Origin of the sequence: Acidithiobacillus ferridurans, from assembly GCF_003966655.1 — a bacterium.
GTDB classification, from domain to species: domain Bacteria; phylum Pseudomonadota; class Gammaproteobacteria; order Acidithiobacillales; family Acidithiobacillaceae; genus Acidithiobacillus; species Acidithiobacillus ferridurans.
In genome coordinates this window covers 743,644-769,134 of record NZ_AP018795.1, presented here as the reverse complement: position 1 = coordinate 769,134, position 25,491 = coordinate 743,644, and the positions used below count along the sequence as shown (strand labels likewise).

The following is a 25,491-nucleotide window of genomic DNA, read 5'->3' as shown; positions in this document are numbered from 1 at the left end:
GAACTTGTCCGTTGGCGGCAAGGGCCTGTGCATGAACAAGCCGTGCTCCGGCTGGAGCGGCGCAGCTTTGCGGATGTGTTATGCTCAGAAGTGTTGGCATGACGATGAAGCAGGAATGGTTTCACCTCGGATGGCGGGTTAAGGAGGGTGCGGTGGCGGCAATGCAAAAGCATGGCAGTACGGTGAGCGGTCCATCTGGCGACAGTGAAGACGGCCTGGCCATCCGTGAGGCGCGTCATCACGACCCCTTCGCCTGGCTGGGCCAGCATATGGTTGGTGGGCGGACCGTGCAGCGAGTCTTTCTGCCCGGCGCCCACGGCGTGGAGATACAGACGCCAGCGGGATGGGTGGTCATGGAACAGAGCCATCCTGCCGGCATTTTCACCCGTCAGGGCGAGGTCATACCGGTGCCTTATCGCCTGCGCTGGGAGGACCGGCACGGATTCCACGAACGCCATGACCCTTATGTCTTCGGTCCGGTGCTGGGGGATGTGGAGGTTTACCTCTTCAGCGAGGGGCGCCTCTATGAAGCCTATCGTCACCTCGGTGCGCACCGTCGCCATCACGAGGGAGTGGATGGGGTGTTATTCGCCGTATGGGCGCCCAATGCCGGGCGGGTCAGTGTCGTCGGTGACTTCAATGATTGGGACGGCCGCGCCCACCCCATGCGCGCGCGCGGCCAGAGTGGCATCTGGGAACTGTTCATCCCGGACCTTGCCATTGGCGAAATCTACAAATTCGAGATCCGTCACCGCGATTCCGGAGCGGTATTTGTCAAGACCGACCCCTACGCCCATGCCTTTGAGCTCAGACCGAGTACGGCGGCACGCGTGGTGGAAAATGACCACGTCTGGGCGGATCAGGACTGGGTGGCGGCTCGGGCTGGGCAGGACTGGCAGCACGCCCCCATGAACATCTACGAAGTGCATCTCGGTTCCTGGCAGCGTGACGCGGCGGGCCATTTCCTTAGTTACGCGGCGCTGGCGGAGAGCCTGGTGCCCTACTGCAAGGACATGGGCTATACCCACATCGAACTGATGCCGGTGATGGAGCACCCACTGGACGAATCCTGGGGCTATCAGGTGAGCGGCTATTTTGCGCCCACCAGCCGCTTCGGTACGCCCGACGGCTTCCGCGCCTTTGTGGATCAGTTTCATCAGGCGGGCATCGGCGTGCTCCTGGACTGGGTGCCGGGGCATTTCCCCCGGGATGACTGGGGGCTGGCGCGCTTCGATGGTACCCCGTTGTATGAACATGCCGACCCGCGCGAGGGGGAGCACAGCGACTGGGGCACTTATATTTTCAACTTCGGACGCAACGAGGTGCGTGGTTTTTTGCTGGCCAACGCCTGCTACTGGGCGGACAGCTTCCATATCGACGGGTTGCGCGTGGATGCGGTGGCGTCCCTGCTCTACCGCGATTATTCGCGCCAGGAGGGCGAGTGGATTCCCAATCGGTATGGTGGCCGGGAAAATCTCGAGGCCATCGATTTCCTGCGTGAGATGAATGTGATCCTCAATGAGCGTCATCCGGGCATCCTCACCATTGCCGAAGAATCCACGGCCTGGCCGATGGTCTCCCGCCCCACCTATGTGGGCGGCCTGGGTTTTTCCATGAAGTGGAATATGGGCTGGATGAACGATACCCTGGCCTACCTGGAGCAGGACCCGGTCTACCGGCGCTTTCACCAGAACGACCTGACCTTCAGCCAGCTTTACGCTTATTCGGAAAACTTCGTGCTGCCCTTGTCCCATGACGAAGTGGTGCATGGCAAGCGTTCACTGCTGGACAAAATGCCGGGGGATGCCTGGCAGCGTTTTGCCAACCTGCGTCTGCTCTTCAGCTACCAGTTTGCGCATCCCGGCAAGAAACTGAATTTTATGGGCAACGAGTTCGGCCAGGGACGGGAGTGGGATTGCGGGCGGGCCCTGGACTGGGATCTACTGCATTGGGACTGGCATCAGGGTACGCAGCGGTTGAGCCGGGATCTGGCTCATCTCTACCGGGCTGTTCCGGCCTTGCATGCGCAGGATTTTCAGGGCGAGGGCTTCTCCTGGGTGGATTGCCATGACGCCGATCAGTCGGTGTTGAGTTTTCTGCGCTGGGACCGGGACGGCGGTTTCGTGCTGGCGGTGTTCAATTTCACGCCGGTGCCTCGGCGCAATTATCGTCTGGGGGTGCCGGCTGCGGGTCGGTACCGGGAGATCTTCAACAGCGACGCGGGCGCCTATCATGGCAGCAATGTGGGCAATCTGCCGCAGCAGGCCCAGGACCAGTCGTGGATGGGTCTGCCCCATTCGCTGGAACTGGTCCTGCCGCCCCTGGCCGCGATTTATTTACAGCTTGCCGGGGCAGGCTGAACCCGGGGGGTGGCGATGTTGATCATTTATATCGTCATTGCGTTTGGCGCCGGGCTGGCGGAGCTTTTTACGGGCACGTTCTACCTGGCGGCGGTGGCGCTGGCGGCGCTGTTTACCGCGATCACCGGGCTGCTCCTGCCGGGTGCGGTGCTGCACTGGGTTTTTCTCGGATTCTGTCTGGTTCTGCTGCCCGCCGGAGTGTGGCTGCGGCATCGCCTGGCGGGCAAAAGCGGAGACCTCGGTGATTTCGATCTGGGGCAGGGGGTGGATGTCGTCAGCGGACCGGACAGCAATCAGCAATACAGTGTGCGTTATCGCGGCGCCGAGTGGATGGCGGTCGTCGATGATGGCCCGCCCCCCCCATCCGGGGGATCGGGCCGTTATCATCGCCAAGACCGATAATCTGCTACATTTAGGAGTGCTACCCAAGCAAGATTCTGGCAAGGAGCCGCTATGTCCTCCCTCATCGTCGTCCTGATCGTTGTCGTTGCGGCTTTCTTCATCCTGCGAACCACCATTCGGGTCGTGCCTCAACAGCGCGCCTGGGTGGTGGAGCGCCTTGGTAAATATCATGCAGTGCTGGAGCCCGGGCTGAATTTTATCATCCCTTTTCTGGACCGCATCGCTTTCCGTTTTGATATGCGCGAGGTGCCCATGGAGGTGCCGGCGCAAGTGTGTATTTCCCTGGACAATACCACGATGACCGTGGACGGCGTGCTCTATCTGCAGATTACGGATTCGGTAAAGGCGGCCTACGGCTCCAGCAACCCCTTTACCTCGGTGATACAGCTGGCGCAGACCACCATGCGTTCCGAGATCGGCAAGCTGCATCTGGATGCGGCGCTCTCGTCCCGGCAGTTGCTGAACACTGCCGTCGCGGCATCGGTGGATGAGGCGGCGGTCAACTGGGGCGTCAAGGTACTGCGCTATGAGATCAAGGACATTACTCCGCCTCAGGAGATCATCCGCGCCATGGAGCTGCAAATCACGGCCGAGCGGGAAAAACGGGCACTGATCGCCAAGTCCGAGGGGCAACGGCAGCAACAGATCAACACCTCCGAGGGGCAACGGCAGCAGGACATCAATGTCGCCGATGGCCGCAAGCAGGCGGAAGTGCTTCGCGCTCAGGGTGAGGCGGCGGCCATCCAGTTGGTGGCAGAAGCCACAGCGGCCGCCATCCGGGTCATCGGCGATGCTGCGCAGGCCCCGGGCGGTATCGAGGCCCTACAGATGCAGTTGGCCAAGGACTATATCGAAAAATGGGGCAACCTCGCCAAGGTGGGCACCAGTCTGGTGATCCCGGCGGATCTGGGCAATATCGGTGCACTGGTGGGTACGGCGCTCGCCATGGTCAAACAGTCGGGCGGGCAGAATGGGGCAGCGAAAGCCTGAACACCGCCTGAGGTGTCTGAGAAACCAGGATTCGCGGGGGCATGGGGACAAGGGGAGGAAGGATGGTGCCATGGGGCATGGGGTCAGATGGTCCCGGGCACTATTTCCGGCCAGGCTGCATTGTCCAGCCAGACATCCGCTGCTGCGCCTACCATGGCGGCGGGAATGGGCTCGCCCCGCCACCAGGCCGTGAGTGCCGACCGCTTGCCGCCGCCGGCTGCCATAAAAAACATTTCCCGCGTGTATTGTAAGCGCCAGCCGCTCAGGCTCACCCTTTGGGGTGGCGCCTTGGCGGCGTCGTGGACGGCGATCGTGGCGGGGCCGTTCTTTTCCATGCCCCAGTCGTGGTCGGGGAACAGGCTGGCCGTATGGCCGTCCTCCCCTACTCCCAGCAGGACCAGGTCGAAGGCGTGGGGTGGAAGAACCGCAGCGTAGTCGCGGGCGGCCACATCGGCGCCCCGTTCCGCTGGGATGTGATGAATCTGCCGTGCCGGGATGGGCACCCGGGACAGCCAGACCGTGTCGAGCATCAGGCTGTTGCGATCCGGGTCCTGGGGCGGCAGACAGCGTTCATCCCCATGATAGAGGTGCCAGCACTGCCAGTCTCCGCCTAGTTGCGGAAGCAGGGCGTAAGCCGCGCGGGGGGTGGTGCCACCGGCGACCACCAGATGGAAGGCGCCGCGGGCGGTGATGGCCTCCCGCGCCATACGGGCGACAGCCGCCGCGAGTCGCCGGGCGAGCGCTTCGGGATCGGGATGAATATGCCAGGTATTGCGATGCCGAGCTGTTTCCATGCGGATGTGCTCCCGTGTGTTCCCGATCTTTTGCAAAGGATAGCCCCACTTTGCAGCTTGGGTCTATGATGCTGCTTATTGGATATTGCCCTGAAGGAGGCAGAGATGGGTGGTCTGGAGAACTGGGTGGGCAATACCCCCTTGTGTGAGTTGCGGCGCCTGTCGCCCCATGCGGGGGTGCGGATTTTCGGGAAGATGGAGGGGAACAATCCCGCCGGTTCAGTCAAGGATCGTCCCGCCGTGAACATGATTCGTCGGGCGCTGGAGCGGGGCACCATCACCCCCGCTACACGTCTGATCGAACCAACCAGCGGGAATACGGGCATCGCCCTGGCCATGGCGGCATCGGTACGCGGATTGTCCATGACGCTGATCATGCCGGACAATATGAGCATCGAAAGGCGCCAGGTGATGCGTGCCTACGGTGCGGAGGTGATTCTCACCCCTGCGGCCCGGAGTATTGAAGGTTCCATCGATCTCGCGCACCAGATGGTCGCTGCGGGAGAGGGCTTCATGCTCGATCAGTTTTCCAACCCTGATAATCCCGAGGCACATTACCTCGGGACCGGGCCGGAGATCTGGCGCGATACCCGCGGCGCCGTGACCCATTTCGTATCGTCCATGGGGACGACGGGGACCATCATGGGTACCTCCCGCTATTTGCGGGAAGTCTCGCCGGGTATCCAGATCATCGGTGTACAGCCGACGGAGGGGGCCAGAATTCCCGGTATCCGCCGTTGGCCGCAAGCCTATCTGCCGCGCATCTATCATCCCGAGTCTGTTGACCGAATCGTCGATGTGAGTCAGGAAGAAGCCGAGGAGATGACCCGGCGCCTGGCGCGGGAAGAAGGAGTGCTCGCGGGCATCTCTTCGGGCGGAGCGCTGGCGGCGGCGATACGGGTGGCGCAGCATCTGGAGGTTGGCGTGATCGTCGTCATCATCTGCGACCGGGGTGACCGCTACCTCTCTACGGGCGTTTTTCCGGCCTGACGGAACGATGCACGGGCGCAGCGGGGTGTTGCCGAGAATCGCCCGGTGGCTACTGTTGACGGGCCTGGGACTCGCGATCAGTGACGCCGCCGGGGCGCAGGTTCTGGAAATCAGCGCCGCGGACGTCAGCGGAACGGGCTGGACGGTGCAGCACCCGCGTGTGACGCTGTCCACATCGGCGCAGGGCGACCAGTTGCGTCTGGTGGTGGGTGCCGTGCAGGCGGGCAGACGCAAGCTCTGGCGGCGCGCCCAGTGGCAATGCGGGCTCCGGACGACGCAGGGTTGGGCGTGTCCGCAGGGCCACCTGGTGGTGGACGGCAGCCCGTGGGGCGCACTGCATGGCGATGGGCAGGTACAGTTGCGGCAGCTGGGTGGCAGCGGGCAGGCCGTGCTGGCGGTGCGTGGTGTGCAATTCGGCAGCGCCCGGGTGCAGGTGCAAAGTACCGCCGCCGGACAGTGGCATCTGACGGGTGCGGGCAGCCTGCCGGTTGCCGGTCTGGTGCATGCTTTCAGCCTGCTGCCTGCCGCCTGGCAGACCTCGGGGCAGGCCCGGTGGCAAGTCCGGGCGCAGGGTGCGAGCTGGGCACAGGCCCGTCAGATGGCCTTTGAACTGCAAGGCAGCCAGCTCCAGTTCAGCAGCCCGGACGGTTTGCAGGGCGCCCAGGGTGTTGCATTGCGGCTCCAGGGGGCGGGGGTCTACAGCGGACGGTGGCACGGCAGCGCTCGGCTGCGCTGGACCCAGGGTGGTGTCCTCTGGAGTCCATGGTACTGGACAGCCCCTGCCGCGCCGGTGCGGATGCAAACCCGCTGGCAACAGACGGCCAAGGCCTGGCAACTGGACCAGGGAAGCATCCGCTGGCCCGGCCTCGGGCAGGGCGGTTTTGCGCTGTACTGGCCGACCCAGGGTGGAGCGCTGCGCTGGCAGATTCGGGATATGAATGTGGCCATGGCGCCGCTGTATGCAAACTGGATCAAACCGCTGGCCCTTCCCGGAGGTCTGGCGGCCGGGTTGCAGGCCTCGGGGCAGGTGCGGTTTTCCGTGGCGGGAGCAGGAGGGCTGAACGCGCTGCGATGGGATCTGCGCAATGCGGCCGTTTCCAGCTCGAACAGGCTTCTTGCGGTGACCGGGGTGAATAGCCGGGGCGCGTGGAGTCGTACCGGTAAAATTTCCGCCGCCACGCTCCGCTGGCAATCGGCGGCGCTCTATCGTATCCCCGTGGGTCCGCTGCATGCGGATCTGGTGGTCAATCCCCAGGGCTTCCATCTGCAGCAGCCCTTTACCCTGACCATGTTGGGGGGCGCGCTGCATTTCCGGCAACTGGCGGCGCGTTGGGCGGGGACGCGATCGGGTTTCAGCATGAGCGGCGACCTGCGGGGGGTTAGCATGGCTCAGCTGACCAGGATCATGCGCTGGCCGCCGTTTACCGGAACGGTGTCGGCGACCATACCGGAGCTGCAGTACCATGCGGGGGACCTCAGCACCAGCGGCGCACTTTCCGCCCAGGTGTTTGGCGGTACCGTGCGAGTGAATGACCTGCACGTTGAGAATTTCTTTGGCGTTTTGCCCCTGTTGCGCGGCAACGTCGAAATTTCCGGGGTGCGGCTGAAGCCTCTGACTGACGCTTTTCACTTCGGGTACATTAGCGGCGTACTCGACGGCCACGTAAAAAATCTCGCCCTGCTGAACTGGTCGCCGGAGGCCTTTGACGCGCAGTTCCATACGGTTCCCGTTCCTGGCGTACGTCAGGAAATCAGTTATGCTGCGGTCCAGAACCTTACCCGACTGGGTGGAGGTGACGGCATCGGCGGATTTTTTCAGGGCCTGTTTCTGCGGATGTTCAAAACCTTTGCTTATGCGCATTTGGGGATGGGGGTGCGGCTCAGGCATGGTGTTGCCGAATTATCCGGAGTGGGGACCGAAGATTCCGGTTTTGTGATCCTCCAGGGCCAAGGGCTGCCCAGGGTGGATATAGTGGGGTACAATCGCCGGGTAAATTGGAACGAACTGCTGGCGCGCCTGCAAACCGCCATGCACGGTGGTGCCCAGGTCCAGACAGGAGAGTAAGCATATGACGAGGCAGGATTGGCTGAAAACGCAGGGCTGGCGCAGTGTGCTGGTACTGGGGTTGCTTATGGCACTGTCCGCTTGTGTGACCGTCAACATCTACTTCCCGGCTGCGGCGGCACAGAAGCTGGCGGATCAGGTGGTCGGCGAGGTGTATAAGGCCGCCGCCAAAGGCGCCCTGCTGGCTCCGGTTGCGCCCGCCACATCGGTACCTGCGCCGCCGGTTGCGCCCGCCGTATCGGTACCCGCGCCGCCGGCTGCCCCGACACGGTCCGCAGCCTCCGCCAGCAATGCCCTGAGCATGGCATCCCCCTACCATGCGGCCAGCTACCTGCTCGCCATGGGCTTCTCCGCCATCAGCGGCACGGCGGAGGCCGCCGCCAACCTCGATGCGTCCAGCCCCGGAGTGCAATCGGCCAGGGCGCAGCTCGAGGCGATAGCGGCGCAGATGCGCCCTTATTTTGTCAGCGGCGCCGTGGGTTTTACCGCCAATGGTCTGGTTGCCATCCATGATGCCGCGGCCGTGCCCCTGCAGCAGCGGGCGGCCCTGAATGGTCTCGTGAACAGCAATAACAGCGCACTCAGCAACCTCTACCAGCAGATCGCTGATGCCAATGGTCATCCCGAGTGGGAGGGTCAAATTCAGCAGACTTTTGCCCAAGCTTGGATCAACAAGGCACCGGCGGGATACTGGTATCAGTCGCCCAGTGGTCAATGGCAGAAGAAATAGCCACTGCCTTGCAGAATGTGCTGGTTTTCGACATCGAGACGGTGCCCGACGTTGCCGGCGGGCGACGGGTGCATGGCATTGAACTGGCGGACGACGCGGGCGTGGCGGAATTGCTGGAGCACCGGCGTCGCATCGAAACCCAGGGCGCAACGGAGTTTCTGCGCCCCTATCTGCACCGGGTAGTCGCTATTTCCGCCCTTTGGTGGCAGGGCGGACAGGTCAAGCTCAGCAGTTTCGGCAAAGTGGACGATGACGAGGTGGCTCTGGTCACGGCCTTTTTTCAGTTCATTCAGCGCCATGCCCCGCAACTGGTATCCTGGAATGGCGCGGCCTTTGACCTTCCGGTGCTCCATTACCGTGCCCTGCTCCACGGCATCCCTGCCGCCCGCTACTGGGAGCACGGCGAACAGGACCAGAACTATCGCTGGAACAATTACACCAGCCGTTACCACGAGCGCCATCTCGATCTCATGGATGTCCTCTCCGCCTATCAGTCGCGCAATGTCGCCCGCCTCCAGGACATCGCGTTGCTGCTGGGGTTGCCCGGCAAGCTGGGAATGAGCGGTGCGGAGGTCTGGACCCATTATCAGGCAGGGGAGCTGGCGGGCATTCGCCACTACTGCGAAGTCGATGTGCTCAACACGGCCCTGGTCCACCTGCGTTTTGAACTGACTCGCGGGCATCTCGACAGATCGGCTTATGATGTTTGCCAGACCCGGTTGCGGTCTTACCTGCAAAGCCGGGACGAGGCCCACGTCCAGGAATTTCTCACACTGTGGCCAGAGAATCTGCATGTCGCGTCCCAAGCCCATTCATAACGCTCAGCCTGAGCAGGTGTTTATTGAAAGTCTGGATACCGAGGGACGCGGAATTGCCCGTGTGGAGGGCAAGGTACTGTTTGTCGATGGGGCGCTGCCCGGCGAGCGGGTCTGGGCACGGCGTACCCAGAACCACAAGAGCTTTGATCGTGCCGAGTTGCTGCAGGTGGTCAAGGCGTCCTCCCTGCGGGTGTCGCCGCCTTGTCCTCACTTTGGTGTCTGCGGGGGCTGCAGCCTGCAGCATCTGGAGCCAGCGGCACAGGTGGCTATCAAGCAAAGACAACTGGAAGATCATCTCTGGCGCATCGGCAAGGTCCGCCCCGAACGCGTCCTGCCACCCATTCATGGCCCGAGCCTGGGCTATCGCAGCAAGGCGCGGCTCTCGGTGCGCACGCCGAAAACCCGGGGCGCGATGGTGGGCTTTCGTGAACGCAACAGCAGTTACGTCGTGGATATGGGGCAATGTCTGACCCTCGACCCGCGCGTCGGGCAACGCATTCTGCCCCTGCGGGCGCTGATCGCGCAGATGCAGTCGCCCCAGGATTTCCCACAGATCGAAGTGGCGGCCACGCCGGATGCCGTCGCGCTGGTGTTTCGTCACATGCGGCCGCTGGCGGAAAGTGATCTGCAGCACCTGCGCGCTTTTGGTGCGCAACACGACCTGCAGATATGGTTGCAACCGCGCGGGCCCGAGACCCTGTATCCCTTGTGGCCGGAGCAGCCGGAGCCGCTCCATTACGACCTGCCGGATTATGCGTTGCGCCTGCGTTTTGATCCCCTGGTCTTTACTCAGGTCAATCAGGCGGCGAATCAGGTGATGGTGCGCCGCGCCATGGCCTTGTTGCAACCACAACCGGGAGAGCACATTCTGGACCTCTTCTGCGGGCTCGGGAATTTTACCCTGCCCATCGCCCGCTTGGGAGCGCAGGTGCTTGGCATTGAAGGAGATGCCCGGTTGGTTGCGCTGGCTGCGGAGAATGCCGCCGCCAACGGCCTGGCGGATAAAGCCCGGTATGCTGTAGCCGATCTCACCCAGGCCCGGATGGAAGATTTTGCTTCGGCGGGCGCCATCGACAAAATGCTCATCGACCCGCCCCGCAGTGGAGCCATCGAAGTGTTGCGCAGTCTGACCCCCGGCGTCCGCCGTCTGGTGTATGTCTCCTGCAATCCGGCGACCCTGGCCCGTGACACCGAGTATCTGGTACATGAGCGCGGCTATCGTTTGCGAGCGGCAGGTGTCGTCAACATGTTTCCCCATACTGCCCATGTCGAATCCATTGCCCTCTTCGAACGCTGAGCGGCCCGCGCGCTGGCTCTGGGTGGATGTCTCCGCCCAACGCCTGTATGAAATGCACGGCGCCGAAGCGCGCTCCGAGTATGTCGTATCCACGGCCCGTAAGGGGCTGGGCGAAGAGTTCGACAGCGGTTGCACGCCGCGCGGCTGGCATGTAGTGCGCGCGCGCATCGGCGCCGGCCTGCCCGCGACGGCCATTCTGCGCGGCCGGCGCTGGACCGGTGCCTGTTACAGTGCGGAGTGGGCGGCCGGCCAGCCGCGTCGGGACTGGATTCTCGGGCGCATCCTCTGGCTCTCGGGCAGTGAAACGGGTTTTAATCGTGGTGGCCTTCAGGATACCTTCCGCCGTTATATCTACATCCATGGCACCGCCGATGTGGATCATCTCGGTCAACCGGTGTCGGCGGGCTGTGTGCGGATGGCGCCCGATGCGGTATGCGCCCTCTTTGCGGAATGTGCCGTGAATACCCCCGTTTTTGTCGGACTGCAGCCACCGCTGCACTTCCCCCGCTGAGGATGTCCTAATGGCCCGTTTCCGCTTGCCCCGTTTCCGCCGCGCCGTAAACGTGTTCAATCCAAAGTTGTTCGAAAACCTTTCGCTTGCGGCCTTTCTGGCCTGGGTCGGTCTGGGTTCGGATGCCTTGTCTTCCTCCGCTTACGGTCCACCGGAAATCTATTATGCCTTGAAGGGCCATGAATATCTGGCCGTTTTTCTGGCCATCGGCATCCCGCTTTCGGTGTTTGTCATCTCGGCAGGTTACAAACAGGTCATTGCCCTGTTCCCTGACGGGGGTGGCGGATATCACACCGCGTCTACACTGTTAGGGCCGAAGGCCGGCTTGGTAAGTGGCGCTGCGCTGATCGTCGACTATGTCTTGACGGCGGCGATTTCGGTGGCATCGGGTACCGAGGCGCTGTTGAGCACCATGCCCGTCTCCTGGTACAGCGAACGGCTTCTCCTGGATGTCGCGATACTGCTGTTCCTGATCTTCATCAACCTGCGCGGCATGAAAGAATCCATCAAGATCCTGCTGCCCATCTTTATGGCCTTCATCCTGACCCACACCATACTGCTCGGCTGGGGCCTGCTGAGCCATGTAGGCGCCGTACCGGACATCGCCTACAACACTGTTGCGAGTGTTCGGCAGGATAGCACGCAGTACGGCTGGATATTCATCGTGGCGCTGATATTGCGGGCCTTCAGCCTGGGAGGCGGCACCTATACGGGTTTGGAGGCCGTAGCCAACGGTGTGCATATTATGCGTGAGCCGCGTGTGCAGACCGGCCAGCGCACGATGACCCTGCTGGCGACCTCCCTGTCTCTGGTCGCCGGCAGCCTGATCTTTTTATACCTGATGTATCAGGTGCACAGCCAGCAGGGGCAAACTCTGAATGCCGTGCTTTATGGCGCGATTACGCGGGGGTGGACGGTGGGGGGAGTCCCCTTCGGCCCGACGGCGACTCTGCTTACCCTGATTACCGAGGGGCTGCTCCTCTTCATCGCCGCCAATACGGGTATCATCACGGCACCCATCGTCATGGCGAATATGGCCGTCGATCGTTGGCTGCCGGAGCGTTTTTCCTACCTGTCGGATCGCTTCGTGTCGCGTAACGGCGTGTTGCTCATTGGTTTCGCGGCCGTGGTTATCCTTCTGATGACGGGGGGACACGTCAGCATTCTGGTGGTGCTGTACAGTATCAACGTCTTCATCACCTTTACCCTGACCATGGCGGGATTGAGTCGGCACTGGTTTGCCCAGCGCGACAAAGATCCACTCTGGCGAGGCCGGCTTGCGGTCAGTGCGCTGGGCTTTGTGGTCACGGCCTCCATTCTCGCCATCACCATTTTCGAAAAATTCGATGCTGGCGGCTGGTTCACCCTGCTGGTCACCGCGATTGTGGTGAGCCTTGGGTACCTGATCTATCGCCATTACAAGAGTATCAGCAAAATCACTGCCGAACTGGATGAGACCATGCTGGACGTGGTGCCCGAGCATCTGGAGTCCGGCCCGAACCTGCCCCTCGATCCGCGTGGCGCCACCGCCGTATTTTTTGTCAGCCGTTTTGACGGATTGGGGCTGCACACCCTGCTGACTGCGCACCGTATGGTCGGCGGCTTCGTCAAGAACTATGTTTTCCTGCTCGCGGGCATCGTGGGTCAGGGCGAGTTCAAGGGTATCAAGGCCCTGGAGGACCTGAAGGTATATGTGGAAACCGAGGCCAACCAGTATATGGCCTTTTGCCGTAATGAGGGGATGGCGGCGACCTGGTTCGCCACCTACTCCACCGACCGTATCCTGGCGATGGAGGAACTGGCCAATGTCGCCATTCGCTATTTTCCGCAGAGCATCTTTTTTGCCGGGCGGGTGATCGACACGTCTGCGCAGGGGCCTTTCCATGGGCTGCTGCACGATGAAGTCAGCTTCATCGTCCAGGATCGCCTGCAGCATGACGGTTTCAGCATGATGATCGTGCCCGTGCATGTGCGCGGTATCCCGAGCCAGCCGCCGAATATCGTTCTGCCCATTTCCATGTCGCCCGATCTGGAGCTGGTGCAGAATGAAGAGGTAAAAAAAGAAGAGGCCAGGGTTCGCGCCGCAGCCAAGGCGCAGGCCACCACCCAAGCGGATATACAGGAGTCTGCCCCCCATGCTGGTACGGAATGAACGGCGGCACCCTGCACGGGGCCCGCTGATGGTCGATATCGCCGGCCTGCGGCCCACGGCCGCCGAATGCGCCATGCTGCGCCAGCCTGCCGTCGGCGGTGTCATCCTTTTTGCCCGCAACTGTGCCGACGCCGGACAGGTGCGTGAGCTGTGCGCGGAATTGCATGCCTTGCGCAGCACTCCCCTTCTTGTCGGCATAGATCAGGAAGGCGGACGGGTGCAGCGTCTGCGTGCGGGGGTGACGCGTTTCCCGCCCATGGCGACCCTGGGGCGTCTGGCGGATCGTGACGGACTGGAAAGTGCGCGGGTGGCGGCCGAAGACTGGGGCTTGCTGCTCGGTACGGAACTTCGGGATCTCGGCATTGATCTGGATTTTACCCCCTGCGTGGATCTGGATCGCGGTATCTCTGCGGTGATCGGCGATCGCGCCATCCACCGCGATCCGGTATGGGTGGGCGCTATTGCGGCAGCACTCTGGAAGGGCATGGCCCGGACCGGCCTGCAGGGGGTCGCCAAGCATTTCCCCGGTCACGGGGCGGTGGCCGCGGACTCTCATCTCGATTTGCCGCTGGATGATCGTCCGTTCAGCGCCATTCAGGAAGACCTCCAGCCCTTTGCGGGCATGATCGCCGCAGGAATTCCGGCGATCATGCCCGCGCATTGTCTTTATCCCAGGGTGGATGGTGAACACCCTGCCGGCTTCTCGCCGCGCTGGTTGCAGGATGTTCTCCGTAAAGAGATGGGCTTCACCGGTGTGGTGGTCAGTGACGACCTCAGCATGGCGGGTGCCCATGCTGCGGGCGGCATGGCTGCCCGGGTGGATGCGGCGCTGACGGCGGGCGCCGACCTGTTGCTGGTCTGTAACGATCCGGAAGGTGCGGAAACAGCCATCGCGCATTTACAGTCCAGGGATGTACTCCCGACCGGTGACCGCCTGGAGCGTCTCGCCGGTAACGCCGCCACGGCCGCCTTGTCCGCGGCTGACCGGGTGCGCTGCCTGCAGCAGATCGAAGCGTTACGGGCGCTCGCCCCCGGATGCACGGACTGATGCGCGGCCCAGAATGTTAACCCCTTGTTTTTCCCGCGTCGCGTATTAGAATACGCCCTCACCTTTTACTCCTTGTTCGGGCGATGGGCGTCCGGACTCCGCAGTGAACCATAAGGAGCAACTTTTGCGTCATTATGAAATTGTGTTTCTGGTCCATCCTGACCAGAGTGAACAGGTCCCCCAGATGATCGAGCGCTACCGCGGCATGATCGAGAGCGACGGCGGGCATTTTCATCGCCTGGAAGACTGGGGCCGCCGGCAACTGGCCTACCCCATCAAGAAGGCCCACAAGGCACACTATGTGCTGATGAACATAGAGTGCAGCGGTGTTGCGCTGGCTGAACTGGAGGACGCTTTCCGCTTCAACGACGCGGTATTGCGCCATCTGACGCTGGCCCGCCATGAAGCCGTCACCAGCCCTTCCTTCCTGGCCCGCGATGAGACGGACCGTCGGGAACGCAGCGAAGAGACCGCCGAAGGCGAACCGGATCACAGCGCTAACGAAGCCGTAGTGACGGCTTAATCTAAGGAGATTTCAGATGGCATTTAATCGGGACAGAGATCGGGATAGTGGTGATGGCGACAAGCGTGGCGGCGGCAGCAACTTTACGCGCCGGCGCAAGTTCTGCCGGTTCCGGGCGGAAGGTGTCAAAGAAATCGACTACAAGGATCTGAAGACCTTGCAGGCTTATGTGGGCGAGACGGGTAAGATCGTCCCCAGCCGGATTACCGGAACCAGCAACCTCTATCAGCGGCAGTTGACCACTGCGATCAAACGCGCCCGTTTTCTGGCGTTACTGCCCTACGTCGTGCGTTAAGGCGCCGGCGCTCCGGTGGCGGTGCAGCCAGGAGGCGGGGTCCTCCGTTGGTTTCTCAGCGGACGCTGGCCAGCTGGTGTCAGTATTGCTGTATTGTTCAGCGCGGCAGGCCTGATTCCTTTTCTTGCCGGACCGTTGTTGCTCAACTGCGTCGCTCTGGTGGCGCTGGTTACTCTGCAGGCGGGACGCAGGGAGAGCCTCGAAGTGCTGGTGATTGCCGGAATCGCCTCCGCGCTGTTCACGCTGAACCCATGGTATGGTGTCGCCTTTGCGCTGGTAGCCTGGTTGCCGGGACGGCTGTTGGGAGAGGGGTTGCAGTGGGACGTGGGGTGGGGCGGAGTGGTCTGGGTGGTCATCGGTTTGTCACTCCTGACGCTGGCGTTACTGCTCTGGGCCATACCGCAGGGTACGGGCCCAGGCTTCTGGCAGGCGCAGATGGAGCACTTGCTGGCACCGGCGCGTAAGGACCTCAGCGCGACGCAGCGTCAGGTCCTGGGCGATATGGTTCGTCTGATGCCGGGGATCCTCGCTGCGGTCATGGCACTGCTCTGGGCGCTGGCGGCAGTGATGGCCAGTCGCTGGCGCGAACGGTTTCAGGGTATTGTGGTGCCACAACGGGTGTTTCGCGATTGGGTGCTGCCAGAGTGGCTGATCTGGTTGCCGGTGGTGACGGGGTTGGGCTTTTTCCTGCCACATGGCAGCGCATGGCCGGTACAGAACCTCGCCATTCTGGTCGCTGGGCTGTACTTGCTGCAGGGACTAAGTTTGGTGCACCTGTGGTTCGCGTCGAGAGGCTGGCCCCTGATCGCGCTGGCGGCTTTTTATATCGGACTGATCCTGCTTTCACAGTTCCTGCTGGTGGTCAGTGTGCTGGGTATTCTGGACCGTGTTTTTCACCTGCGCCGACGGCTTGCCGGGCCGCGGTCCTGATGGCGGTTTTGCAGAGAATTTTTGGGAGGAATTTGAAATGAAAGTGATTTTACTGGAACGTATCAACAAGTTGGGGCGTCTGGGCGATGTGGTCGAAGTGCGTCCGGGTTATGGGCGCAATTTTCTGGTGCCGCAGGGCAAGGCCGTAGTGGCCAACCAGCGCAATCTGGAAGACTTTGCCGCCCGTAAGGCGGCGCTGGAGCAGGTGGAGGCAGAACGCCTGCAAGCCGCGCAACAGCGCGCCGCGGCGCTGGCCGATACCGTGGTCACGATTGCCCTGCAGGCGGGCGAGGATGGTCGTTTATTTGGTTCGGTGGGCCTGCATGACATCAGTGCGGCCCTGGCGGCCCTGGGCCACGAAGTGGCTCATTCCGAAATCCGTCTGGCGGGAGGGCCGATCAAACGGATCGGCGAATTCCCGGCGCGTGTGCATTTGCACCCGGAGGTCGAACTGGATGTGATAGTCTTCGTCGAGCGCGCCTGATCCCAGGCCTGGGCGTGTCTGATTCGGCGGACTACGGCGGCGGGGTCAAGGCCCCGCCGCACTCTATCGAGGCGGAGCAATCCGTCATCGGCGCCCTGCTGATCGACCCCGAGACGGCGGAGCAGGTCACTGAGGCGGTGGCGGCCGAAGAATTTTATGAGCGTCGTCACCGCCAGATTTTCCAGGCCATCAGCGCCATGCTGGGCGCCGGGCGGGCGGTGGACGCCATCACGGTCTCCGAATGGTTGCAAGATCATGAGCAGCTCGCCGATGTGGGCGGGGTGCAGTATCTCCTCATGCTGGCCAACGAGACGCCCTCGGCGGCCAATGTGCTCGCCTATGCGCGGATCGTGCGGGAGCGGGCCACCCTGCGTGACCTCATCCGGGTCGGTCGGGAAATCGCCGAGCTTGCCTACCGTCCGGAAGGGCGGTCGGCTCAGGCCTTGTTGGACGAGGCTGAAAGCCGGGTCTTTCATCTCGCCGAAGGACAGCAGCGAGCCGGCGAAGGTTTCCAGCAACTCAAGGACGCACTTCCGGCGGTTATAGACCGGATCGAGACCATCGCCCGTGAGAAGAAGGGTGTCACGGGGCTGTCCACGGGCTTTGCCGATCTGGACGAGAAAACCTCCGGCCTCCACCCCGGCCAGCTCGTTATTGTTGCGGGCCGTCCGAGTATGGGCAAAACCTCTTTCGCCATGAATATCGCGGAGCATGTCGCCTGTATCGAAGGCAAGCCTGTCGCGATTTTCAGCATGGAAATGCCGACCGAGGAGATCGTCCTGCGCGCACTCTCGTCGCGGGGACGGGTAGATCAGCACCGCCTGCGCAATGGCAGCCTGGGTAACGACGACTGGCCGCGCATCGCCCATGCCATCGGTGAACTCGGCAACGCGCCCCTGTTCGCCGACGATTCTGCCGCGCTGACCCCGACGGATTTGCGCTCGCGGGCCCGTCGGCTGAAGCGGGAGCATGGCTTGGCTTTGATCGTGGTGGACTATCTGCAACTCATGCAAGTGCCGGGACGGGGTGATAACCGGGTCGCCGAGATTTCCGAGATCAGCCGTTCGCTCAAGGCGTTGGCCAAAGAGCTGTCGATCCCCGTGATTGCCCTCTCCCAGCTCAACCGAAGTCTGGAAAATCGTACCGAGAAGCGTCCGCAGATGTCCGATCTGCGTGAATCCGGAGCCATTGAACAGGATGCCGACCTGATCCTCTTCCTCTATCGCGATGAGGTGTATTACAAGGACAAGGAAGAGGTGAAAGGCATTGCCGAGGTGATCATCGGTAAACAGCGCAACGGACCTATCGGGACGGTGCGGATGAGTTTCTTCGGTGAATATACCCGTTTTGAGAACTATGCGCCGTCCGGGGATGGCTTCGGGCATTAGTTGCCTGCACCAAGCCCGATCATCGGCGTGCCGTCCATGTATTTTTTCACGGGATTTTCTCGCGCCTTGGGGTGTATCATTGGCCCATGACCCGCCCGATTATTGCCGATATCTCCGCTGCCGCACTGCGCCATAATGTAGCGGTGGTGCGCGAACATGCACCCCGCGCACAGATCATGGCGGCGGTAAAGGCGAATGCTTATGGGCATGAAGTAACCCTTTGCGCCCCGGTGCTGGCCGAGGCTGGAGTGGACGCCTTTGCAGTGGCTTCCCTGGAAGAGGCGGAAGCGCTTCACGCCTTGCGGCTGGAGCGCCCCATCTGTCTGCTGGGGGGTCCTTTTGACGCTGACGAAGTGTCCGTCGCCGCAGAACGCGCTTATCTGCTGGTGATTCACGAACAACGCCAGTTGCAGTGGCTGGAGACCCATGCTGCGGATGCTGCGTTGCGCCTGTTTATCAAGGTGGATACGGGCATGCACCGGCTGGGTTTTGCCCCGGAACGATTGTCCGCCCTGTTTGCCGCTTTGCAACGCCACCCGCGCTGGGAGGTGTTGGGGCTGATGAGCCATCTCGCCCGCTCCGATACGCCGAATGACCCCTTCAATCGTCAACAGGCGGGTGTTTTTGCCGCTGCCATTGCGCACGTCGGCCACGCCACCGCAGGTCAGCACAGCCTCGCCAACTCGGGGGGGGTGCTGGCGCTGCCCTTTACCCACCAGCACTGGGTGCGGCCCGGGCTCATACTTTACGGTCTTTCGCCCTTCGCCGGGCGTCGCGGCAGCGAAATCGGTTTGCAACCCGTGCTCTCCTGGCGCAGTGCGGTGGTGGCCATCCGCGAACTCGGCCCCGGTGACTGGCTGGGTTATGGCGCAGCCTGGCAGGCCCCGGCGCCGTGTCGGGTGGGGGTGGTGGCAGCGGGTTACGGCGACGGTTATCCCCGTCACCTAGGGTGTGGCGCGCCGGTCACGGTAGCCGGGCAGACTACCTGCACTTTGGCGCGGGTCAGCATGGATATGCTTTTTGTGGACCTGACGGCCGTGCAGGCAGACATCGGCGCTCCTGTCGTCCTCATGGGGGCTGGCGGACCGCCTCTCGAATCCTTGGCAGCGGAACTCGGTACCATCTCCTATGAAATGAGCTGCCGCATGCAGACGCGGGTACCGCGCCAGTTGGTTTCATGAGTCGCGACAAAACCCTTTTCGTTTGCCAGGAATGCGGCAGTATCAGCAATAAATGGCTGGGACGCTGTCCAGATTGCGGTGCATGGAACAGCTTCGTCGAACAGCGCGTGGAGAAGACCGTCGCCAAATCCCAAACCACCTATGCCACGGCCAGCCCGCCGCAATTTCTGCATGCGGTGCCGATCACGGATGTGGGGCGTAGCACGACGGGCTTGGCGGAACTCGACCGGGTGCTGGGCGGCGGGCAGGTGCCGGGGGCAGCCATTCTTCTGGGCGGGGAGCCGGGCATCGGAAAATCCACCCTCCTGCTCCAGACTGCCCATCACCTCGCTCAGGTCAGTAAGGTGCTTTATGTCACCGGGGAGGAGTCGGCGGCACAAGTCGCCTTACGTGCGCAGCGTCTGGGGCTGGGCCGGAGCCCTGTACGGGTGGTCGCCGAAAACCATCTTGAAGCGATCGAGGGGCTGCTCCGGGGAGAACAGCCCGCACTGTTATTGGTGGATTCCATTCAGACCGTCTATACCGACACGCTGCAATCGGCCCCAGGTTCGGTGGCCCAAGTGCGGGAGTGTGCGGCACGCCTGGTGCGTTTCGCCAAGGCGACGGGCACCACGGTGTGGCTGGTGGGCCATGTGACCAAGGAGGGGGCCATTGCTGGCCCACGTGTGCTCGAGCACATGGTGGATACCGTGCTCTATTTTGAAGGGGAGGCGGGTAGCCCGTACCGGATCGTGCGCGCCATCAAGAACCGCTTTGGGGCGGCCAACGAACTGGGTGTTTTCCAGATGCATGAAGAGGGCTTGAGCGAGGTCGCCAATCCTTCGCAGCTTTTCCTGTCGCAGCATGAGCGACCCGTGGCAGGGAGCGTGGTACTGGCAACGCAGGAAGGAACCCGACCGCTGCTGGTGGAGGTGCAGGCGCTGGTGACTCCGAGTCCGCTGGCGAATCCGCGCAGGGTTGCCATCGGTCTGGATCCCAACCGCCTCTCCCTCCTTCTGGCCATTCTACATCGTCACGGTGGCAGCATGTTTTTTGATCAGGATGTCTTCGTGAATATCGCGGGGGGGATCAAAGTCAACGAACCTGCCGCCGACCTTGCCGTGGCCCTCGCCTTGGTCAGCAGTTTTCGCAATAAACCCCTGGAGGGCCGTCGGGTGGTCTTTGGCGAATTGGGTCTGGCAGGAGAGGTGCGCCCGGTGGCGGGCACCGAGGCACGGGTTCGTGAAGCCATCAAACTCGGTTTCAACGGCGCCATTCTCCCGCGCGGCGACAAGATTTCGGTTGCCGCCACGTTTAAACTACACCCGGCGGCCCGCCTGGGTGATGCAATGGAGGCCGCCTTTGCTGGAGGGTGAATCCTGACGCGCTGATGGCCGCAACGCACTACCGGCAGGATGGTCGGCGCCTTGCAATATCTTTCCGGAGCGGTTAGTGTGGTCTGTAACTATAGGTAATACATCACATAATTTTCTGATATGTGAAGCTGTCCGGCGTTTTTATGATCGTCTGAAAGGAGGAGTATTATGCAAAAGTTACCGGTTTACCCTGCTGCACAGGGCCTATTTCATTCATCGCTGCGGAGAGGTGTGGCGGGGAGCGTTTTGGTGGCTTTCGGCCTGTTGGGCCTTGGGGCCGGCACGGCGTTCGCGTCGAGCGTAGGGACATCGGCACCAGGGTTGATGCGTACCGCGCTAGCCGGGGGCGCAGCGGCAAGCCCTGCGGAAGTAAAGAATTTCGCGGCAGCCGTCCAGGAGATCAAGCCACTCAATGAACAGGTCCATAGTGCCTTGAGTCGGAAGGGTATCACCGCCACCCAGCGGGAAGAGTTGAAAAAATCCTATATGACGAAGGTGGAGGATATACTCGCTAAAAATCACCTGACCGCAGAGCAATATTCCAGCCTGCTCAGGCAGACCCAAAGCGATCCGGATTTCGCGAAAGAGGTCGAGTCAGATATGCGGTAACGACCCACCCTGGCTAGCGCCGCTTTCCTTCCGGGATCGTCGGCGTGCCGGCTTATGCTTTTTCGGCCTTTCCTCCGCATCTATGCTTTGTGTGATAATAGGGCATATAGGAGGTCTGCCAATGCCCAAGCTTGATTTGCCCCGCCCCGATTATGCCGCCCGCCGTCGTCTGCTGATGCAGAAGATGCACACTGCCGGTGTTGCGATTATCCCCACCGCCGCACCCAAGAGCCGTAACAGCGATGTACAGTACCCCTTCCGCGGCGACAGTGATTTCCTCTATCTGACCGGTTTCACAGAGCCGGAGGCTGTACTGGTGCTGGCACCGGGACACGCTGACGGGGAGGAGATCCTGTTCTGCCGTCCTCGTGACCCCGAGCGGGAAACCTGGGATGGGCGTCGCGCCGGGCTGGAGGGTGCTCTTGAGCAATGTCAGGTAGATCGTTGCCTCTCGATTCATGACCTGAACGACGTCTTTCCACAACTGTTGGAAAATCGGGAACTGCTGTTTTATCCCATGGGTCAGTCCACGGATTTCGACGCGCGGGTCATGCACTGGCGCAATGTTGCCAAGAGCAAGATTCGCCAGGGTATGCGCTACCCGCTCGAAGTGGTTGATGTTGCTGAGCTGATCCATGAGATGCGGTTGTTCAAAGACCCCGAAGAGATCGAAATCCTGCGGGCGGCGGTGGGCATTAGCGGTGCCGGGCATCGCCATGGCATGCGCCAATGTCGTCCGGGTATGCTGGAATACGAATTGGCCGCCGAGATCGAGCATGTTTTTCGTCGCCTCGGGTCGCCCAGCGTGGCGTATCCCAGTATCGTCGGCGGCGGAATCAATGGTTGCATTCTGCACTACACGGAAAATGATGCGGAACTGCGCGATGGCGATCTGGTGCTGATCGACGCCGGCGCAGAGGTTGGCGCCTACGCCGGAGACATTACCAGGACCTTGCCGGTGAACGGGGTTTTCAGTCCCGCACAACGGGAAGTTTACGAAGTCGTTCTGGCCAGTCAGAAAGCGGCAATCGCCGCCGTACAGGTAGGGCGCTCCGTTACCGATTATCATGACGAGGCCGTCAAGGTGCTGGTGGACGGCTTGTTGGAGCTGAACATACTTTCCGGCAGTCGCGACGCAGTCATCGAGCAGGGCAGCTATAAGGCCTTCTATATGCATCGAACGGGGCACTGGCTGGGCATGGACGTTCATGACGTCGGCCACTATCGCAGTGCGGATCAGTCCTGGCGGAAACTGGAGGCAGGGATGGTGCTGACGGTGGAGCCGGGCCTGTACTTCTCGCCAGATAATCCATCGGTACCGGAGCGTTGGCGCGGTATCGGAGTTCGCATCGAAGACGACGTGCTGGTGACCACCGGCGGTCCGGATGTTCTGTCGAGCGGAGTACCCAAGGAGGTTGCCGAGGTCGAAGCCATGATGGCAGCAGGGTGGGCGGAAGGCTGACGAAACCGCCCGAACCGTGTGTGTTGCCCGCTTAGATGCCGTTGGTGACGGGTACCATGGAATGGACGAAACGCAGTTTGGCCTGCTTGACGCCAAAATCCACGGCGTGTTGAACGCTGCCCATAAGTATATCGGCTGCCATGTGGTAGCGGGGGTTCATGGTATCCCAGACTACGCCATGAATGACGCGCCCGGAGCGTAGGATGATGTTGACGCGTTCGCCACAGCGGTTGCCTCCGTTTTTGCGGAAGAACAGGTCCTGCGACAGCGCCACCTGATCGGGCCGGTTAGGGCCACAGGCTGAAATATCCGGGGTGCTGCTGGTCTGGTCAGCAAGCGCATTGTAGGCGGTTACGCGCCGCAAATAAAAAAAACCGTGGCGCATGAGCAGCGTGCCGTCACTGACCCCCTGTGCCTGGGTGAAGCCCGCAACAGTCTGGGCATCGGTGATATCACCCAGGCTGTCGCCCTGCTTCAGGGGGTCGCCGATACTGCCGACGGGTGTGCCGAGGAATGGTGCGGGCAAGTCCGGCAGATTGGGCGCCAGGGCGTTGGGCAGAAAAAACGTCGACAGGGCAAGACTCATCCCGGCAGATAATCGTCGTATCAAGTCTATCTCCTTATCTAAGCTGGTCTGTGGCGACCCCTCCCGGTCGCAATGACACTGGCATACTTCTCGAAAGACGAAATGAAACAGCATCTTACAAAAAATATGAAAAAAGTCAAGAAGATAATTTTATTTATTGGTAAACAACGAGATAGGAGGCAGCCCCCCTGCCCGAGGTTTATGCGCTGTTACCATGCCGGCTGGATGATCTTGGATCAGCTTAAAAGAGGTGATACATTTTTTGCGGAGTGCCCGTGAAGATGAGCCAGGCGGTCGCTCTTGCGACCAATGTACCGGATTGCGGCACACCGGAGAAATGTGTGTAAAGACTGGCGCGTTGTTGTTTTTTTAGCTATGCTTTGTTTGCTCGTTTTTCCAACCCAACAAAGGAGACTGCTATGAGCAAGTTCACCACCGCTTTGAAGGTAACTGCGCTGATTTTGCCCTTGGGCCTGGCCGGTTGTGCGACCAGTTCTGACCTTGCCAAGGTTTCTGCGAAGGCTGATGCCGCGCAGTCCACCGCCAACGAAGCACTGGCCAAGGCCAATGCCGCGCAGAGCACCGCTACCGATGCCCTGAGCAAAGCCAACGCCGCGCAGAGCACCGCTGATCAGGCGATGAGCACCGCCAACGCTGCCAATCAGAAGGCTGATGAAGCCAACACGAAGGTGGAGCGGATGTTCAAAAAGTCGATGATGAAGTAATTTTATCGTCGTAGTGGATGTGCAAAGGCCCCGCCGGTTCCCGACGGGGCCTTTGGTTTTTTTGGCGCTTGTTTGGTTATGTCACCGTTCTATCATCAAAACTTCATCATATTGTCACATTATACGTCTAGACTTCTAGTCCTTGTTCAATAGAAACTCTACCAGAGGAGACGCGGAGCCACTTTTCCTAGAAGCGCTGGATATCCGCCTCAAGACCCTGCTGCCCGATGGACATCCCGATATCGCTGTCAGCCTCAATAGCCTGGCTACCCTGTATTATTCTAACTCGCATTAGAAATAGGCGGTTTTCCCTACAAAAGGTGCGTTGATTGCCCTTGCGCGGTAAGGAGTGCCACTGCCTTCTTATCGAAGGAAACGAAGGTTTCCCCGCCAAGCCAGTGGCCTTCGTAGGCAATGACGCCATCGGCAAAGTCTCCGCCTGCGTCGAGCATCAGCAAGCCAGCCTCCACGGCGGGCCGGTTCATTTCCACGTTGGTGGCGGCAAGTAGCGCTCGAATCGCGCCAGCCACGTCAGTTTGCTGGAACTCATATACGCGCAATAGCACCCAAACAAATTCGCATAGACACGGCAGAGCCACCGCGATCAACTCGGCATCGGTCAAGACTGCGGCGGCAACGTCCGCTTGTGCGGGATCGTCACGCACAACCGCACGCACAAGGACGTTGGTATCGACGGCGATCTTCATTGCTTGCCTGCCCAGCCTTGCGCCGCCGCCTCGTTGATTTCTTCGATGGTAGCAACCTTCTGCGTTCTACCTGCGAGCAGGCCGACAAAGCTGTCTATCGACCCTGTGGGCCGTGCCGCCTTGAGTGCCACCCGGCCATCTGGCAGCAAGTCCAGTTCGATCTTGTCACCCGGCTTGATGCCGAGGTGTTGCAGTACATCCTTGCGAAACGTCACTTGTCCCCGTGCGGTAACGGTCAATGTAGTCATGGTGGTCTACCCTCGCGGTTACGTAGGTTGATGTCTTGCATAGTAATGCATAAACGCCTTACTATCAATGTCGGTCAAACGATCATTAGTCGGTCATGCTGGACAACGTCCAGCCCTAATTCCGCGATGATGTGATGGAAAAACAATATGAAGAGCCCAGCCTGTAAGGTTTTCCGGTATAATGGACTCGACAAAAAAGATTCACCTACAGGGAGAGTTGCAGGAGGACCCGACGACAAAAATGGCACGAACTGTGCGTCCTTTTAAGCGGTCCGCAACAGAAGAACCCATGACCGCACAATCGGGGTTGGTGCCCCATAGAGAATTTCTCCGGGGGTTGGGCTTTCTCGCTGGTTGGAACAGGAAATGCCCAGGCCGGGCAGCAAACGGGGTTATGCTTATGTTACCGCACGCGCGACCAGGAATGGGTTATACTGTGAAATGCATGGTGCGTGGTTTGTCGCACATCGCTACACAGGAGCATGATCATGAACCGCTGGATGGCAACCATGGCCGGTATACTGCTCATCGGTAGTGTCGCTGCCGGAGCCCAGGCAAGTACGGACAGGGTATCGGCCCCTTATCCGCTCACGCATAACAGGACCATCGCTCAGATGCGCGAGCACCTCAACCATGAAGAGATCGCGCAGCACCGGTTGGAAGAAAGGATTGTCACGTTGAAGTCCCACCATGACCGGGCAGGCGCTATTCGCGCAGCGCAGCAACTGAGATCCAAGACGGCCGATATTGCAGGGCTCAAGTCAGAGCTGCATGATGCCATGACCAATGGTAAAGGGTACCAGAGCAGGACGCATTAAAGCCCGGTAACAAGATCACTCCA

26 protein-coding genes are annotated in these 25,491 nt (G+C 61.1%); 22 read left to right on the top strand and 4 right to left on the bottom strand.

What is annotated here, in order from left to right; translation table 11 throughout:
- Positions 1-161: 161 nt before the first annotated feature.
- The 3 genes from glgB to AFERRID_RS03950 are packed head-to-tail and all read left to right on the top strand — an operon-like array spanning position 162 to position 3,752.
- On the top strand, positions 162-2,360 hold the full coding sequence (gene glgB, locus AFERRID_RS03960; RefSeq protein WP_113526350.1) for a 1,4-alpha-glucan branching protein GlgB: 2,199 nt from the start codon (positions 162-164) through the stop codon (positions 2,358-2,360).
- Between the two features lie 15 nt (positions 2,361-2,375).
- Positions 2,376-2,762, top strand: a complete 387-nt coding sequence (locus AFERRID_RS03955) for an NfeD family protein (RefSeq protein WP_226833059.1) — start codon at positions 2,376-2,378, stop codon at positions 2,760-2,762.
- A gap of 51 nt (positions 2,763-2,813) precedes the next feature.
- The gene (locus AFERRID_RS03950) at positions 2,814-3,752 is read left to right on the top strand and encodes an SPFH domain-containing protein (protein ID WP_113525921.1); all 939 of its coding nucleotides are present in this window, start codon (positions 2,814-2,816) and stop codon (positions 3,750-3,752) included.
- Positions 3,753-3,835: 83 nt separating this feature from the next.
- On the opposite strand, the gene pgl is transcribed toward AFERRID_RS03950, so the two are convergent.
- Positions 3,836-4,546 carry a 6-phosphogluconolactonase gene (gene pgl / locus AFERRID_RS03945; RefSeq protein WP_113525922.1) on the bottom strand — a complete coding sequence of 237 codons (711 nt, stop codon included), beginning with the start codon at positions 4,544-4,546 and terminating at the stop codon, positions 3,836-3,838.
- A gap of 105 nt (positions 4,547-4,651) precedes the next feature.
- On the opposite strand from pgl, the gene cysM reads away from it, so the two are divergent.
- The 17 genes from cysM (at position 4,652) to pepP (ending at position 22,384) form a co-directional block, all read left to right on the top strand.
- Positions 4,652-5,536 carry a cysteine synthase CysM gene (gene cysM, locus AFERRID_RS03940; protein ID WP_113525923.1) on the top strand — a complete coding sequence of 295 codons (885 nt, stop codon included), beginning with the start codon at positions 4,652-4,654 and terminating at the stop codon, positions 5,534-5,536.
- A 7-nt stretch (positions 5,537-5,543) separates the two neighbouring features.
- Complete coding sequence (locus AFERRID_RS03935; protein ID WP_126604393.1) at positions 5,544-7,601, top strand: hypothetical protein; 2,058 nt, start codon at positions 5,544-5,546, stop codon at positions 7,599-7,601.
- Positions 7,602-7,605: 4 nt separating this feature from the next.
- Positions 7,606-8,331, top strand: a complete 726-nt coding sequence (locus AFERRID_RS03930) for a DUF1318 domain-containing protein (protein WP_126604392.1) — start codon at positions 7,606-7,608, stop codon at positions 8,329-8,331.
- A complete protein-coding gene (locus AFERRID_RS03925; protein ID WP_126604391.1) occupies positions 8,316-9,149 on the top strand; it encodes a 3'-5' exonuclease in 834 nt (277 codons plus the stop codon). Before AFERRID_RS03930 ends, AFERRID_RS03925 begins: the two co-directional genes overlap by 16 nt.
- A complete protein-coding gene (gene rlmD / locus AFERRID_RS03920) occupies positions 9,124-10,446 on the top strand; it encodes a 23S rRNA (uracil(1939)-C(5))-methyltransferase RlmD (RefSeq protein WP_126604390.1) in 1,323 nt (440 codons plus the stop codon). Before AFERRID_RS03925 ends, rlmD begins: the two co-directional genes overlap by 26 nt.
- Entirely contained in the window at positions 10,427-10,957 is a 531-nt protein-coding gene (locus tag AFERRID_RS03915) for a L,D-transpeptidase (RefSeq protein ID WP_226829140.1), read from the top strand. Before rlmD ends, AFERRID_RS03915 begins: the two co-directional genes overlap by 20 nt.
- Before the next feature lie 10 nt (positions 10,958-10,967).
- The gene (locus AFERRID_RS03910) at positions 10,968-13,109 is read left to right on the top strand and encodes an APC family permease (RefSeq protein WP_113525929.1); all 2,142 of its coding nucleotides are present in this window, start codon (positions 10,968-10,970) and stop codon (positions 13,107-13,109) included.
- Entirely contained in the window at positions 13,093-14,157 is a 1,065-nt protein-coding gene (nagZ, locus tag AFERRID_RS03905) for a beta-N-acetylhexosaminidase (RefSeq protein ID WP_126604389.1), read from the top strand. Before AFERRID_RS03910 ends, nagZ begins: the two co-directional genes overlap by 17 nt.
- 124 nt (positions 14,158-14,281) lie before the next feature.
- Positions 14,282-14,680 (top strand): 30S ribosomal protein S6, encoded by a 399-nt coding sequence (gene rpsF / locus AFERRID_RS03900; protein WP_113525931.1) that lies wholly within the window; start codon positions 14,282-14,284, stop codon positions 14,678-14,680.
- Between the two features lie 16 nt (positions 14,681-14,696).
- Positions 14,697-14,975: a 30S ribosomal protein S18 gene (gene rpsR, locus AFERRID_RS03895; protein ID WP_009562432.1), complete on the top strand. Its 279-nt coding sequence runs from the start codon at positions 14,697-14,699 to the stop codon at positions 14,973-14,975.
- Positions 14,976-14,990: 15 nt separating this feature from the next.
- Complete coding sequence (locus AFERRID_RS03890) at positions 14,991-15,905, top strand: DUF2232 domain-containing protein (RefSeq protein ID WP_113525932.1); 915 nt, start codon at positions 14,991-14,993, stop codon at positions 15,903-15,905.
- Between the two features lie 37 nt (positions 15,906-15,942).
- Positions 15,943-16,389 (top strand): 50S ribosomal protein L9, encoded by a 447-nt coding sequence (gene rplI / locus AFERRID_RS03885; RefSeq protein WP_113526351.1) that lies wholly within the window; start codon positions 15,943-15,945, stop codon positions 16,387-16,389.
- Positions 16,390-16,403: 14 nt separating this feature from the next.
- Entirely contained in the window at positions 16,404-17,777 is a 1,374-nt protein-coding gene (gene dnaB, locus AFERRID_RS03880) for a replicative DNA helicase (protein ID WP_126604388.1), read from the top strand.
- Positions 17,778-17,863: 86 nt separating this feature from the next.
- A complete protein-coding gene (gene alr / locus AFERRID_RS03875; RefSeq protein ID WP_113525934.1) occupies positions 17,864-18,958 on the top strand; it encodes an alanine racemase in 1,095 nt (364 codons plus the stop codon).
- Positions 18,955-20,313: a DNA repair protein RadA gene (gene radA, locus AFERRID_RS03870; protein WP_113525935.1), complete on the top strand. Its 1,359-nt coding sequence runs from the start codon at positions 18,955-18,957 to the stop codon at positions 20,311-20,313. Before alr ends, radA begins: the two co-directional genes overlap by 4 nt.
- A 168-nt stretch (positions 20,314-20,481) precedes the next feature.
- The gene (locus AFERRID_RS03865) at positions 20,482-20,922 is read left to right on the top strand and encodes a DUF4168 domain-containing protein (protein ID WP_113525936.1); all 441 of its coding nucleotides are present in this window, start codon (positions 20,482-20,484) and stop codon (positions 20,920-20,922) included.
- A 121-nt stretch (positions 20,923-21,043) separates the two neighbouring features.
- The gene (gene pepP / locus AFERRID_RS03860) at positions 21,044-22,384 is read left to right on the top strand and encodes a Xaa-Pro aminopeptidase (protein WP_126604387.1); all 1,341 of its coding nucleotides are present in this window, start codon (positions 21,044-21,046) and stop codon (positions 22,382-22,384) included.
- Positions 22,385-22,415: 31 nt separating this feature from the next.
- Here pepP and AFERRID_RS03855 read toward each other — a convergent pair whose 3' ends face one another.
- A complete protein-coding gene (locus AFERRID_RS03855) occupies positions 22,416-22,994 on the bottom strand; it encodes an RlpA-like double-psi beta-barrel domain-containing protein (protein ID WP_113525938.1) in 579 nt (192 codons plus the stop codon).
- A 395-nt stretch (positions 22,995-23,389) separates the two neighbouring features.
- On the opposite strand from AFERRID_RS03855, the gene AFERRID_RS03850 reads away from it, so the two are divergent.
- Positions 23,390-23,695, top strand: a complete 306-nt coding sequence (locus AFERRID_RS03850; RefSeq protein WP_009569260.1) for an Lpp/OprI family alanine-zipper lipoprotein — start codon at positions 23,390-23,392, stop codon at positions 23,693-23,695.
- Positions 23,696-24,006: 311 nt separating this feature from the next.
- Here AFERRID_RS03850 and AFERRID_RS03840 read toward each other — a convergent pair whose 3' ends face one another.
- Positions 24,007-24,402, bottom strand: coding sequence for a type II toxin-antitoxin system VapC family toxin (locus AFERRID_RS03840; RefSeq protein ID WP_126604386.1), 396 nt, complete (start codon positions 24,400-24,402; stop codon positions 24,007-24,009).
- Positions 24,399-24,650, bottom strand: coding sequence for an AbrB/MazE/SpoVT family DNA-binding domain-containing protein (locus AFERRID_RS03835; protein ID WP_113525940.1), 252 nt, complete (start codon positions 24,648-24,650; stop codon positions 24,399-24,401). The genes AFERRID_RS03840 and AFERRID_RS03835 overlap by 4 nt, the downstream gene beginning before the upstream one ends.
- A gap of 488 nt (positions 24,651-25,138) precedes the next feature.
- On the opposite strand from AFERRID_RS03835, the gene AFERRID_RS03830 reads away from it, so the two are divergent.
- The gene (locus AFERRID_RS03830; protein ID WP_126604385.1) at positions 25,139-25,468 is read left to right on the top strand and encodes a hypothetical protein; all 330 of its coding nucleotides are present in this window, start codon (positions 25,139-25,141) and stop codon (positions 25,466-25,468) included.
- Positions 25,469-25,491: the final 23 nt, after the last annotated feature.

Excerpts from the sequence above, each read along its gene's own strand:
- glgB (WP_113526350.1), top strand. The coding sequence starts at position 162 with ATGCAAAAGCATGGCAGTACGGTGAGCGGTCCATCTGGCGACAGTGAA.
- AFERRID_RS03955 (WP_226833059.1), top strand. The coding sequence starts at position 2,376 with ATGTTGATCATTTATATCGTCATTGCGTTTGGCGCCGGGCTGGCGGAG.
- AFERRID_RS03950 (WP_113525921.1), top strand. The coding sequence starts at position 2,814 with ATGTCCTCCCTCATCGTCGTCCTGATCGTTGTCGTTGCGGCTTTCTTC.
- pgl (WP_113525922.1), bottom strand. The coding sequence starts at position 4,546 with ATGGAAACAGCTCGGCATCGCAATACCTGGCATATTCATCCCGATCCC.
- cysM (WP_113525923.1), top strand. The coding sequence starts at position 4,652 with ATGGGTGGTCTGGAGAACTGGGTGGGCAATACCCCCTTGTGTGAGTTG.
- AFERRID_RS03935 (WP_126604393.1), top strand. The coding sequence starts at position 5,544 with ATGCACGGGCGCAGCGGGGTGTTGCCGAGAATCGCCCGGTGGCTACTG.
- AFERRID_RS03930 (WP_126604392.1), top strand. The coding sequence starts at position 7,606 with ATGACGAGGCAGGATTGGCTGAAAACGCAGGGCTGGCGCAGTGTGCTG.
- AFERRID_RS03925 (WP_126604391.1), top strand. The coding sequence starts at position 8,316 with ATGGCAGAAGAAATAGCCACTGCCTTGCAGAATGTGCTGGTTTTCGAC.
- rlmD (WP_126604390.1), top strand. The coding sequence starts at position 9,124 with ATGTCGCGTCCCAAGCCCATTCATAACGCTCAGCCTGAGCAGGTGTTT.
- AFERRID_RS03910 (WP_113525929.1), top strand. The coding sequence starts at position 10,968 with ATGGCCCGTTTCCGCTTGCCCCGTTTCCGCCGCGCCGTAAACGTGTTC.
- nagZ (WP_126604389.1), top strand. The coding sequence starts at position 13,093 with ATGCTGGTACGGAATGAACGGCGGCACCCTGCACGGGGCCCGCTGATG.
- rpsR (WP_009562432.1), top strand. The coding sequence starts at position 14,697 with ATGGCATTTAATCGGGACAGAGATCGGGATAGTGGTGATGGCGACAAG.
- rplI (WP_113526351.1), top strand. The coding sequence starts at position 15,943 with ATGAAAGTGATTTTACTGGAACGTATCAACAAGTTGGGGCGTCTGGGC.
- alr (WP_113525934.1), top strand. The coding sequence starts at position 17,864 with ATGACCCGCCCGATTATTGCCGATATCTCCGCTGCCGCACTGCGCCAT.
- radA (WP_113525935.1), top strand. The coding sequence starts at position 18,955 with ATGAGTCGCGACAAAACCCTTTTCGTTTGCCAGGAATGCGGCAGTATC.
- AFERRID_RS03865 (WP_113525936.1), top strand. The coding sequence starts at position 20,482 with ATGCAAAAGTTACCGGTTTACCCTGCTGCACAGGGCCTATTTCATTCA.
- pepP (WP_126604387.1), top strand. The coding sequence starts at position 21,044 with ATGCCCAAGCTTGATTTGCCCCGCCCCGATTATGCCGCCCGCCGTCGT.
- AFERRID_RS03850 (WP_009569260.1), top strand. The coding sequence starts at position 23,390 with ATGAGCAAGTTCACCACCGCTTTGAAGGTAACTGCGCTGATTTTGCCC.
- AFERRID_RS03840 (WP_126604386.1), bottom strand. The coding sequence starts at position 24,402 with ATGAAGATCGCCGTCGATACCAACGTCCTTGTGCGTGCGGTTGTGCGT.
- AFERRID_RS03835 (WP_113525940.1), bottom strand. The coding sequence starts at position 24,650 with ATGACTACATTGACCGTTACCGCACGGGGACAAGTGACGTTTCGCAAG.
- AFERRID_RS03830 (WP_126604385.1), top strand. The coding sequence starts at position 25,139 with ATGAACCGCTGGATGGCAACCATGGCCGGTATACTGCTCATCGGTAGT.